This window comes from Vibrio sp. ZF 223, from assembly GCF_003050585.1.
In the GTDB taxonomy this organism is placed as follows: domain Bacteria; phylum Pseudomonadota; class Gammaproteobacteria; order Enterobacterales; family Vibrionaceae; genus Vibrio; species Vibrio crassostreae.
On sequence record NZ_PIGB01000003.1, the window covers coordinates 203,137 to 215,241 of the forward strand.

At 43.1% G+C, this 12,105-nt stretch carries 11 protein-coding genes; 5 read left to right on the forward strand and 6 right to left on the reverse strand.

What is annotated here, in order from left to right; genetic code table 11:
* The first annotated feature begins 165 nt into the window (after positions 1-165).
* Positions 166-1,227, forward strand: coding sequence for a S1 family peptidase (locus tag CWO13_RS08415; RefSeq protein WP_108082785.1), 1,062 nt, complete (start codon positions 166-168; stop codon positions 1,225-1,227).
* 85 nt (positions 1,228-1,312) lie between these two features.
* Here CWO13_RS08415 and CWO13_RS08420 read toward each other — a convergent pair whose 3' ends face one another.
* Positions 1,313-1,639, reverse strand: a complete 327-nt coding sequence (locus CWO13_RS08420; protein WP_102431266.1) for a hypothetical protein — start codon at positions 1,637-1,639, stop codon at positions 1,313-1,315.
* A gap of 201 nt (positions 1,640-1,840) precedes the next feature.
* Between CWO13_RS08420 and CWO13_RS08425 the strand changes: the two genes are divergently transcribed.
* Positions 1,841-2,158 carry a helix-turn-helix transcriptional regulator gene (locus tag CWO13_RS08425; RefSeq protein WP_048662017.1) on the forward strand — a complete coding sequence of 106 codons (318 nt, stop codon included), beginning with the start codon at positions 1,841-1,843 and terminating at the stop codon, positions 2,156-2,158.
* 93 nt (positions 2,159-2,251) lie between these two features.
* Here CWO13_RS08425 and arfB read toward each other — a convergent pair whose 3' ends face one another.
* Entirely contained in the window at positions 2,252-2,662 is a 411-nt protein-coding gene (arfB, locus tag CWO13_RS08430; protein WP_048660225.1) for an alternative ribosome rescue aminoacyl-tRNA hydrolase ArfB, read from the reverse strand.
* An 87-nt stretch (positions 2,663-2,749) separates the two neighbouring features.
* Between arfB and CWO13_RS08435 the strand changes: the two genes are divergently transcribed.
* Entirely contained in the window at positions 2,750-3,355 is a 606-nt protein-coding gene (locus tag CWO13_RS08435; RefSeq protein ID WP_048660224.1) for a beta-phosphoglucomutase family hydrolase, read from the forward strand.
* Between the two features lie 35 nt (positions 3,356-3,390).
* Here the strand turns inward: CWO13_RS08435 and CWO13_RS08440 are convergent, their stop codons facing one another.
* The 4 genes from CWO13_RS08440 to CWO13_RS08455 form a co-directional block, all read right to left on the reverse strand.
* Positions 3,391-5,295, reverse strand: coding sequence for a sensor domain-containing diguanylate cyclase (locus CWO13_RS08440; protein ID WP_048660223.1), 1,905 nt, complete (start codon positions 5,293-5,295; stop codon positions 3,391-3,393).
* Between the two features lie 237 nt (positions 5,296-5,532).
* Positions 5,533-7,281 carry a formate--tetrahydrofolate ligase gene (locus tag CWO13_RS08445; RefSeq protein WP_108082786.1) on the reverse strand — a complete coding sequence of 583 codons (1,749 nt, stop codon included), beginning with the start codon at positions 7,279-7,281 and terminating at the stop codon, positions 5,533-5,535.
* Positions 7,282-7,574: 293 nt separating this feature from the next.
* On the reverse strand, positions 7,575-8,879 hold the full coding sequence (locus CWO13_RS08450) for an inosine/guanosine kinase (protein ID WP_017064646.1): 1,305 nt from the start codon (positions 8,877-8,879) through the stop codon (positions 7,575-7,577).
* 128 nt (positions 8,880-9,007) lie between these two features.
* Positions 9,008-9,484: a CreA family protein gene (locus CWO13_RS08455; RefSeq protein ID WP_017059837.1), complete on the reverse strand. Its 477-nt coding sequence runs from the start codon at positions 9,482-9,484 to the stop codon at positions 9,008-9,010.
* Positions 9,485-9,732: 248 nt separating this feature from the next.
* Here CWO13_RS08455 and CWO13_RS08460 point away from each other — a divergent pair, with 248 nt between their 5' ends.
* Both CWO13_RS08460 and CWO13_RS08465 read left to right on the forward strand, forming a co-directional pair.
* Positions 9,733-10,227: a hypothetical protein gene (locus CWO13_RS08460; RefSeq protein ID WP_108082787.1), complete on the forward strand. Its 495-nt coding sequence runs from the start codon at positions 9,733-9,735 to the stop codon at positions 10,225-10,227.
* Positions 10,228-10,287: 60 nt separating this feature from the next.
* On the forward strand, positions 10,288-12,096 hold the full coding sequence (locus CWO13_RS08465) for an HD domain-containing phosphohydrolase (RefSeq protein ID WP_108082788.1): 1,809 nt from the start codon (positions 10,288-10,290) through the stop codon (positions 12,094-12,096).
* The last annotated feature ends 9 nt before the right edge of the window (positions 12,097-12,105 follow it).

The window sequence follows — 12,105 nt, forward strand, 5'->3', positions numbered from 1 at the left end:
TTAGGTTTAGCGTTACCCACTAACAACGGTTACTTAAAATTCGTTTATAAAATGAGATATGTGGCGATATCGTTACAAATACTTACTATAATCACGGTTGTGACGTGTTATGGTGGCGATTCATCATTTTTGTAAATAAGTAGTAAGGGTTACAAGGAGTTATCTATGAATGTTAACCATACAATGAGTCCAGTTCGTAAAGCCGTTTTAGTGCTATTAGCACCGTTGATTTATACATCTAGTGCATTGGCGACGGAAAACTCGGTCGAAACTTCTCCTGACGCGAACGTAACACCTTATATTGTGAATGGTAGTGATGCTTCAGTGACGGAATTCCCTTCAATGGCGAGTTTGTTCATTGATCGTATTGATTATGATGGTGTTTACTCAACAGGCCCTTATTGCGGCGCAACCATTTTAGACCCGACCCACATTCTAACCGCAGCGCACTGTATTTACGGTAACGAAGAAGGTCAATTGTTTACTACTGTTGTCCCTCAACTTGAAGATTCGTCTCAATTTCCTAACGGTAACATTCAAAAAGCACGTGTATCCGAAGTTTACTATCGCAGTGATTATTCAAATGCGTTGAGCGACCTATTACGCAATGACGTTGCTATACTTAAGTTAGAAAGCGCACTGAATGTCGACTCAATCAATGATGTTGTTAAGCGTCCTTCAAACGATGATTATCGAATTGGTGTTAATGACTTCGTTGCTGTTGGCCATGGTGATACACGTTCAGGTTTTGACAGCACGACCTTATTGCAAAAAGCATCTCTTAATTACGTAGACAATGCGACTTGTGCAACTGCTTTTATTGATGGCTCGACATTAACTGATAATCAAATTTGTTTTAATGGTGACTATAGCGTATTCACCGGTCTTTATAATGGTACTTGTCAAGGTGACTCTGGTGGTCCAGTCTATTGGAAAGATGGCACTGAGTATAGACAGGTTGGTATCACTAGCTTTGGGCCAGACACATGTGGTGGAAACTCTACGGTGACATCTGTATTTACTGAAATCCTTGACTATGAAGCTTGGATTGATAGCGTAATTGCTGGAACTGAAACCGCTCAATTTGTTTCTACTGACGCTAAGCGAACAGCTTATGTGAATGCGCGAACTTCATCTGGTTCTGGCAGCAGCGGAGGTAGTGTTTCATTTGGTTTGCTAGGTATGCTGATGTTGATTGCTGGTGTTAGAAAAGCAGTTAAACGGTAGAACTTCAAAATGTTTGAACAAGTCGACGCTTTATCTAACGATAGCGTCGACTTTTACTTTTACAGTTGGTTAGTTGTTTGTCGAACTAGTTACTCAGCTCGATTACTGCTTTACGGCTGTATCTTTCTAGAATCTCATCCATCTCTTTTATCGCAGCATTGATGCTTTTAATCCCACCTTGCGCTACACCTTTTTCATTTTCGTTCAATGCAGAAAAAGCCTGCTTTAATTCCTTACCTTCCAACATGCTCCCGTGTAGCAACACCTCTTTGTAAGTGAGTAGCTTATGTTGTATTGCAATAATTTCTGGGCGGGGATTGTCTGATTCTAATGCGTGACTAATGCAAGGAAATGCCAATGTATAGTGATTCGCAATTTCCAATTTGACGTTTTTCTTATTCGCAATATGCAATTTTTTTAATTTCCCAACACTTGAGTCTTCAAGTCTTCTAGCCTTTACGCTCACGACCAATCAAAGCGTGAAAGTTTATGATACGTAACGTTTTTTAATAATTGGATAATATGCCTTTGATGGCTTATGTAAACCATCACAAGTCAATATGGTCTGCTTCTTGCTGAATTTAGGTCATAACTGTCTTTTGAGGATGAGCTTATGTCACAAGAACCCATAATAGTGGCGCTGATTGAGCGTAGGAAACAAGCTAACTTGTCTCAAGAAAAGTTAGCCTCGAGTTCAGGAATGAGTTTAAAAACCTATCAACGGATTGAACGTGGCGAGGCGGATATTAAGATGTCTCAGTATCGTTCAATCACCAGAACCTTAAAGGTGACGGATTTGGATGTGGTTCTTGATATTGTGGGTGCATCACAAGCAACAGCGGAAGACGTTGCAGCGGTCAGTCGCTTACTGACCAGCGAAGAGCGAATGTTGTTGATCAAACTGATTTTGTCGGTCAAAAAGAAGCAGTAATCTTACTTTCAAATAAACAGCGTAATGGATCTATTCGTTAGTCAAATTGACAGGTCTTTCTACAGTAATGTGGTTACTGAGGGCATGAAGCCATCAGCTCACTCTTCCGCGTAGCTGTTTGGTGGTACTTCTCTGCTTCTTACTTTCTAAACGTCTTTTCTGAGAGCCACGCGTTGGTTTTGTTGCTCTTCTTACTTTTTGAACCTTTGTCGCTTCCAAGATCAATTCTTTCAAACGCACTAAAGCATCATCTCGGTTTTGTTCTTGAGTTCTATATTGTTGCGCCTTAATGATAATCACCCCGTCTTTGGTGATGCGACTATCTTTGTGTGCCAAAAGCTTTTCTTTATAGAAGTCGGGCAGGGTGGAGTGTGTGATATCAAAACGTAAATGTATCGCGCTCGATACTTTATTGACGTTCTGACCGCCGGCTCCTTGGGCTCTGATCGCTGTTAACTGGAGTTCCCAGTCTTGAATCGAAACAGAGTTAGATATTTGTAACATAAACATCCATTTTGAACGGTAATATGGGGTCATGATACTGAATATTGGTTATGGTATCAGTAACTTTCTTAAAGAGTGGTAGTAGTGATGAAAATAGATTTAACGGCGTATGAAGGATTGATCTTTGATATGGACGGTACGTTGATCGATACAATGCCTGCACATGTAAAGGCGTGGCAGCAAACGGCTGAAGAGTTCGGCTTTCATTTTGAAGCGTCTTGGCTGCATAGCTTAGGTGGCATGCCGAGCTACAAAATAGCCGGTGAGGTGAACAGTAAATACGGTTTGTCTCTCGACCCACAAGCTGTGTCCACGTTTAAAATGGCATCGTTTGCGGCTATTGAAGACAAAGGAGACGTTATCCCTTGTACTCACTCTCTGCTGTTAGAGCATCTGGGTAATAAGAAGATTGCAGTAGGAACGGGCAGTCAACGTAAAAGTGCCGAACAGTTACTGGATAAGACAGACATCTTGAGTAAGCTCGATATCCTAGTGACAGCAACAGACGTTAAGAATCACAAGCCCAATCCGGATACCTTCTTAGATGCGTGTTTTGGTATGGGTTTGCAGCCAAAGCAGTGTGTTGTTTTTGAAGATACGAACCTAGGTAAGCAGGCTGCTCATGCTGCGAACATGGATTGTATTCTTGTCGTTGAGGGGAGCAAGTTAGAATTTTATCCGGCTCCAAGCTGATCGTTTGCCGGGCAAGTGAATGCAATTGTCATTTGCTAGGCTATTTCGCTCATCTCTTTATCTAGGAATAAGCACACATTGTTTCTCCCTGCTGCTTTAGCTTCGTATAGGGCTAAATCGGCGCACTTGTAATTAAGTGCTGGATCATTTGTTACGTTAGTAATCCCACCGCTCACGGTGACTACGTTGTCGAGTTCGATACTGACAGCGATTCTGAGCCTATTAAGAACGTATTCAGCTTCTTCTGTTGTAGTGTGAGGCAGAATAACGCCAAATTCTTCACCACCAATACGAGCGACAAAATCTGTTTCACGGCATTCTCGCTGGAGTACTTGAGCAACCGTTTGAATGACGCGATCACCATAATCGTGACCAAATCTGTCGTTGATGCGTTTGAAGTGGTCTATATCTAAGATCGCTAAGCAAGACTGTTCACGAGTAGGATAACGATTCACACGAGAACACTCATCTCGCAGCTCAAGATCGAACTTACGGCGGTTCCAGCACCCAGCTAAGGCATCTTTTTCGCTCAGGTTTCTCAGTTTGTTTTCTAGCTCTTTGTGTTTACTGATATCCACAAATGAAGCGACATAAAACTGAATCACGTCTTTCGAATCTTTGATGGTTTGGATTCGCAGTATTTCCGTGATTAAAGACCCGTCTTTACGTCGGTTAACGACTTCGCCTTCCCACATGCCTTTCTCTTTGATGATACTCCACATCTTGATGTAGAACTCTTCATTGTAGCGGCCAGAGGCAAACATCGATGGTTGACGACCTTTTACGTCTTCTAACTCGTAGCCACTCACGCGGGTGAACTCTTGGTTTACTTTGATGATGCGGTTGTTTCTGTCGGTAATCACCAAGGCAGACATGCCATTCATTGCTGCTTTAGCCAGTTGGCTCTCGATACTGTTCTTCTTGTGATTGCTGTTCCACAATACGAAGCCGGCAGAGATCATTGAAATCAAGAAAGATAAAGTGATGATCTGAACGACAATCGCTTGTTTTTCTTGTCGGTATTGACTGCTGAACTGCTGATTTTCAATATGAAGAACCATGTAGATTGGGCCTTCGAACTGTTTTATGTTGGGGCTGATATCAGAGTGGAAATACCAGTTCTTACCATCAAAATAGCTAGAAGATTTCTTGTCTTGAATCGCAGTCCAAAGCTCCGGGTATAACTTTGCGTAAGTTCGCTCTGAACGTGACTCAATCACATGTCCGAAAGATTCCTTTGGGTCTGGCCCCATAATGATGTGTCCGGTTTTGTTGAGAATAATCGGAACAGCAGACGATGCACCAATCTGATAGTGAAGGCGCTTATAGATCTCGAGCATGTTTAGGTTTGCGATGAAGTAACCAATGATGCGATTGTTTTCAGCGACTGGCGTCATAATGCGAAGCGCTGGTATTAAAGGACGAACGATCTCTCCGTTTTCAACTTCTAGGTCAATGCCGCGAGAACTAACTTCACCAATCTTTAATCGTTGCAGTTCCTCATAGTAATCACGTGAAGACTTGTTCTGCAGTTCGTTATCTGGGACCACGATTGCTTGACCGTCTTTGTAGTTAACGCGGAACACTTCGTTGCCAGCTAGATCGAGATAACGAAGCTGAGAATAGTATTTTTGGCCACGAGCTAACATTACCCAAAGATCTTGTAGCGTTTCTTTGTGGATGAGTGAAGGTTCTTGAACGGCACGAAGTAACGTTTGAGAGTCTGCAATAGAAGGAACAGAGTTAGATATTTGCTCAACAATAACGGCGAGTTCGTGAAAACTGTATTCGATTTGGTTCTGGCTGGATTGTTTGATATTTAGCGTATGCTGAGCGTCGACCCTGTCAAATTCAGAGTTAATATAGAGGGCAGGGACTAATCCTAGGGCAAATATGGTGCATAGAAATTGCCCGACTAGTTTTTTTATACTTGTATTCATCACTGTCCTCAAAGAATCAGCGCAATACTATATATTTTATAAGGTTTTTAATGTGATCTTGCCCCAGAACTTAAGACAATATGCGCATATAACTACGTTTTTATTGCAACTTCTTGCACTTAAGCTTGATTGTTGAGCAATTACTTCGTTAGGAAATGATTGCTCAATATAGAACACCGGTCTGAAAATTGAGCCAAATTAATCGCGATTATTTGTCGTTTATCTAACTAAGGGTATTTAGCTTAGGCCGACGATATTTCCATTACTGTCAATATCTAACGACATGAACGCTGGTTTGTCAGGTAAGCCTGGCATGGTCATCACATTGCCACACAACGCGTAAATAAAGCCAGCACCAGCACACAATTTTAGCTCTCTAACGGGTACGTCAAATTGAGTGGGAGCACCTTTTATGTGTGCTTCTGTCGAGACCGATAGTGGTGTTTTTGCCAAACAAACTGATAGGTTGCTATAGCCATGCAGTTTGAATTCAGCTAGTTGTTTTTTAGCCAGTGGAGATAGTGAAATACTTGCCGCGCCATAACCGACTTCAGCGACAGCCATTAGCTTTTCTTCTAGGGTTTGCTCAGAGTGGTACAAAGGCTCAAATTCAGACTCCTTTTTGCAAGCTTTTACCACGGCGCGAGCCAGTTGAGTCGTCCCTTCGCCGCCTTGACCAAATGCTTCGCTCACTTCAACGCTAACGCTTGGGTCGAAGTCGGTGATCATCTGTTTCAAAGCATCGAGCTCTTGAGCTGAGTCTTGTGGGAATTGGTTAATCGCAACAACTGTTGGCACTTGGTATTGCTTAACGTTGGTTATGTGCCATTTTAGGTTCTCAAACCCTGCAACAAGCGCGTTTTGGTCATCATTAAAGATTGAATCTGGTAGTGGGGTGCCCGGTCTTAAATCGTACAAACCTGAGTTCGCTTTTAATCCGCGTAGTGTCGCAACAACAACGGCACAGTCAGGCTTCTTGTTGGATGCCTTAACCTTGATGTTACATGCTTTCTCGAAACCCATGTCTGAGCCGAAACCGCCTTCAGTTACCACAAAGTCACTCAGTTTAAGAGCAATCTTATCGGCAATAATTGAAGAGTTACCATGTGCGATGTTTGCGAAAGGCCCGGCGTGAATTAGGGTAGGAACGCCTTCAAGGGTTTGCATCAATGTTGGTTCAATAGAATCCTTCATTGTTACGGTCATTGCGCCTGCAACATTGAAGTCATCTGCGGTTAACGGCAAGCCTTGTTTGTTGTAAGCAAGTACCACTCGTCCAATGCGCTTTCTTAAATCTTGAAGGTCATCTGCTAGAGCAAGGATAGCCATCAGCTCTGAAGCGGCTGAGATATCAAATCCATCTTCGCGCTCAAAGCCGTTAATTGTTTTGCTTGCTTCGTTCTTGCCTACCGTGATCATGCGTAACGCGCGATCATTATGGTCGAGTACACGTCGCCATACGATTCTAGTGGGGTCGATATCCAGTGCTTTTAAGCCTGAGCGCGCTTCAAAGGCTTCTAAGCCTTCACGCTGTTCATGATACAAACGTGCATCGATTGCTGCAGAGGCAAGGTTGTGAGCGGCCGTAACAGCATGAATGTCACCAGTTAGATGTAGGTTCAACTGTTCCATAGGAGCGACTTGAGAGTAGCCACCGCCAGCTGCGCCACCTTTAACACCAAATACAGGGCCCATTGAAGGCTGACGAATACACGCCATCGCTGATTGGTTAATTTTGGCAAGACCTTGTGCTAGCCCGATGGTGGTCACCGTTTTGCCTTCGCCGAGTGGCGTGGGTGTAATCGCCGTGACTACGACCAATTTACCATCTTGTTGGTTGGAGAGGCGTTCAAGTGATGTGAGAGACACTTTAGATTTGTATTGCCCTAATGGCTGATGTTCGTTGTGTTGTAGGCCAGCTTGCTTGGCAACCTCACTGATGTTTTTAAGGGGAGTAGAGCGACAAATATCAATATCAGACAGCATATTTGATCCTTATATCAGAACCGAAAGGTGGTACGTAAACGTTTGCGTGGCGATGGTACTGTATAAATCTGCCAAGTAAAGGCAAACCACACGAATTATGTGCTGGAAGATAACAGATCTAAAGAGTCATTGCGCGAGATCAAATCTTAAACGAGCAAAATATTCGATCTGATTACCTACAGTTGCAGTTATATTGGTGTTGAATACAAAAAGGGCTGCATATAGCAGCCCTTCAACGAATAGGTAATCTGACTTGGCGTTAACCTCAATCAGTTAACCCCTAATATGGTCGATTAACGATCCCAGTATGTTTCTTCTAAGCTATCTTCGCGTTCAGGTAGCGCACGAGAAAGACGAGGAGAGTGCTGAGTCAACACTTCGTAGCTTACACGGTTTGCGTACTTACAAATTTGAGAAAGAGAAGAGTAAGTTAGACAAGCATGCTCGTGTTTTTCTGAGTTTGGTACATTCACGTGGTGGTAGCTGTTTGCTGCCATGTCGTGAAGTAGTGCTGAAAGTGCACCATCACCAGCACCATTGGTGTTCTTAATCTCAAGTGGGCCACCTAGGTAAGGGCCAATATGAGAGTACACTTTTACAGGGTCTTTACAGTCTTGCTTACGCATCGCGCGGCTGAATTCATATTTATTGAACTCAGGGATGTTACCCGGTAACAATGGCAGTGTGGTTTCGCGTTTCGCTGGTTCGTCAGTGTAACCTGCCATGTATAGGCCAATAGGGCCAGCAGTACATAGAACTAGGTCGACCCATTCAAGCGCTTTGTTAGCCGCCAATAGAGGGTCTTTTTCACCTGTGAGCGCTTCACCTTCGTCTTCGTTCATCGCGACGATGGTTACGTTCTCTTTCAGGTATTCTTGCCACCATTCAGCGTTACCTTCGATCACATACTTAGTACCAAGTGTTAGTACAACAGGCACATTGTGCGCTTTCGCGTATTCAATCGCTTTTTGTACCGCTTTTGGCATCGGATCTTCAGGTTTGCCACGCATTAGGTATGACGAGACAACTAATGCAGACGCTTTCTCGAACACTTTTTCAGGAATGCTCTCTGGAAGAAGTTGGTTCATGTGACCTTCATTGATTGCAAACGTACGTTCGCCATCTTCAGAAATAAGTGTGTAGCAACGACCGATTGGACCATCAACAGTTTGAAGGTGATTTAGATTCATACGAGAAGAAGTGCGGCAAAGATAACGATAACCAAATGAGCCAACTTCAATCTTCTTAGACATAACGCCAAGCAGTACAGATTTGCTGTCTGCAAGTACGGAATAGTTGTGCAGTGTGTTGCCGATAGTATCGCCAGGGTATTGATGCGTGATCAAACCGCGCTCAACTAACTCTTCATACAGCGCATCTGCTTTACTTTCTTCCAATACTAGTGAGTGACCTTTACTCAGCTCGTATTTTTCTAGGAACTCGTTGTCAACACGGGCTTCGATATCAACAATCGTTTGGCCAACACCGACAATCGTTGCGCGGTGAAGCTTAGGTGTTTGTTGAATTTGGTTGACCAACGGATCACGTGCGTGAGTTGGAAAGTAATGCTTAGATTTACGCTGTCCAGGAAACTTCATATGAAAAATACAGTGAAAAAATTTTGCCGCATGATATCACATTTTGTTTCTGTTTCTTTCATTTTTATTACATTTTGAATCACCTGCACAATGTCTGTACAGGTGAATCGTCTTACTTTGGCTTGAAGCTATTCAGCTGGAACAAGTGTTGCTGGATCTACGTAAGCCTCTGTACCCCAAAGCGGAACGGTTGAAAGGCTATGCTTGAAACTGCCTTCCGTTTCTTTGGTGGTGTAAGACAAGTAAAGCAGCGACTGATTCTCTGCATCGTAGATACGACGAACCTTCATTGTTTTAAAGAAGATACTTTTCGATTGCTTGAATACCACTTCGCCAGACTTACTCTTGTCTATTTGAGCAATCATTTCTGGTGTGATTTCACCTGTTTGACGACAAGAGATAGAGCTATCACTTGGATCTGAAAGGCTAAGGTTTGCTTCGATTGATGCGATATGACAGGTAACACCTGCGATCTTATCGTCATCTAATGAAGACATCTTGATATCCTTCATTGTGAAGAAACCCAGTGAGACGTCGCCAACCTCGTTGTCCGAACAGCCAGCTAACATTGTGACGATACCTGCTGCTATTAAGGCTTTTTTCATAAGAAGTCCTTTTTATTTATATAGTTCTGTTTACTATAAGGATATTGAAAGCTTGAATACGAGTGTAGAGCTTTTCGTTAAGTTCTTAAAGGATGTTGTTGGATAATGAAAAATATGAAGCATTTAAAGTACTTGTTGGCCTTGGTCATGCTCTGTATGCTCTCTGCTTGTAGCTCGGCACCTCAGCCGACCATATGTCTTCCAAATAACTGCGATATTTGGGGATACTAACCGTAGGTACTAAAAGAATGAATAACGAAATACCTGAAATTGTACATAAGAAAAATCAATGGCTTTTTAGTCAGCTCGACATTGCTTACCCCGCAAAAGAGAGCCTCCTAGGCCGTGAACTTTATCAAAGCAAACTCCCATCCAAGACATACCAACTCCTAGCTCCAGATCAAACACCTTCCCAAATTGATGAACTGCATAAAGTTGATTTCCATAAATTGACCGTACTATTCTCACTTAACCAAGCAAGCGTGTACCAAGATGAAGCCGAAAGGGCACACATGCTTGAGTTCTTGAGCCAAATTATGCTGTCTGATGAACATGTTTTATACATCGGCACTCACAATGGCGAAGTTGTTGCGAGTGCGATCATCACAGAGTTAGAAGATTCCCTACTGATCTCGGATGTCGTTGCTGGAAATGGTCAAAGTATCAACAACTTTGCTAAGCAGTTACACGATTTTTGGGCACAAGATCATGCTTCTTGCGATAAAGTGTGGATCGAGAACTGAAGATTCTTTGACAAAGCGTTAATCTAAGTACAATACCCCGTCTTATTTAAAGGGTATTGTATGTACAAGCTATTGATATCAATCGCTGTATTGTGTGTTAGCGCTTATTCTTCACTCAGCTTTGCTAACGACTGGGATATTAAACGCATCCTAGTTTTACACTCATACGAACCTTCTTATCAATGGACTGCTGACTTCCAAAAAGGGATAGACAGTGCGTTCAGCCAGTCTCAAACCGAAGTTAAACTCTCAATCGAGTATTTGGATTCAAAGCGTGTCCACAGCCCAGAGTACTATGACTCTCTCGCGAACTACTTACGTGCGAAATATGCAGGTTACAAGTTTGATGGCGTAATTGCGACGGACGATAACGCAGCAAATTTCCTTGAATCGTTAGGTGCTTTAATTGACCGTTCTACTCCTGTAGTGGCGGTGGGAATCAATGACACCAGTACCGATATGTATGCAGTATCTGACAGAGCAACTGTGCTTTACGAGAACGATCAGATAGACGTTAATATTAAGCTGATCTCCAAATTAAGGCCTAATCTAAAGAACCTCTATTTTGTAAATGATTACAGTGTCACGTCTGAGTTAATTCACAAAGAAATGAACAAAATGATTGCTGAATTTCCAAATATCAACCTCATAGAAATTCGCGATTTGTCGCTGGAGCATACAAGCCAGTTTTTGGAAGGAATCTCTGCAGACGATGCGGTATTGCTCAGTCATTACAACACTGAGTTGAAACAAGGGGTTTACCACACTTACCAAGAGATTGCGGATACCTTGTCAAAAGCGAGTGCTGCACCAGTGTTCGCGTTGTGGCAGTTTTATATTTCGGGCGATGTTCTCGGTGGTTATGTGAATCACTCACAAAGCATGGGTGAGGAGGCAGTTGATGCGCTAGACAAATACCTTCCTCTCGGTTTTGCAGAACCGTTAACTCCCGGAGATAACAAACGTTTTGTATTCAACTACCCTGCAATGAAACGATACGGGATTAGTGCCAACGCATTACCTGATGAAGCGGTATTCATTAACGAACCTTCTTCCTTTATTCGCAAAAACTTCCAGTTGTTAATGGGGCTGTCGATGGTGATTGCGGGTTTGAGCCTGATCATCTTGATGCAATTTGTCACTCTGCGCCAAAAGAAAGAGTTGGCCAATAAGAACAAACGAATCTTAAAGCTTCAGAAACAGACCTTGAATATCCAAAAGGATATGATTCATGTTCTCGGCGAGGCGATTGAAACCCGCTCTGGCGAAACCGGTAATCACGTTAAGCGTGTAGCCAAGTTATCCTCATTGCTCGCTAAGTATCGTGGCTTGAGCCATCGCGAGGTCGAGATGATTGAGATCATCAGCCCGATGCACGATGTGGGTAAGATTTCTGTCCCTGAATCGATCTTGGATAAACCTGGTAAATTAACCGACCAAGAGTGGGAGGTGATGAAGCTTCATACTACGGCTGGCTATAACTTACTGAAGAGCGGAGCGGGTGATATTACCAACCTCGCGGCAATCATTGCTAACGAACATCACGAGCGCTGGGATGGAACAGGATACCCGAATGGCAAAGTGGGAGATGAAATTCACCTGTTTGCTCGCATCACTGCCGTAGCCGACGTCTTTGATGCGCTGCTTAGTGCTCGTTGCTATAAAGAACCGTGGCCGTTAGATATGGTCGTCGATTTGTTCGAGCGAGAGTGTGGCTACCAGTTTGATCCTCAGCTAACGACATTGCTACTGAAACACTTACCCGAGTTTGTCGCTATCCGAGATTCTTATCCCGATACTGGAACTGTGGAATATGCGATTTCACGTTCGCTTGAAGCTAAGGTTTTAGAAGAGCCGGTTGTTCGCTAAGTCTATATT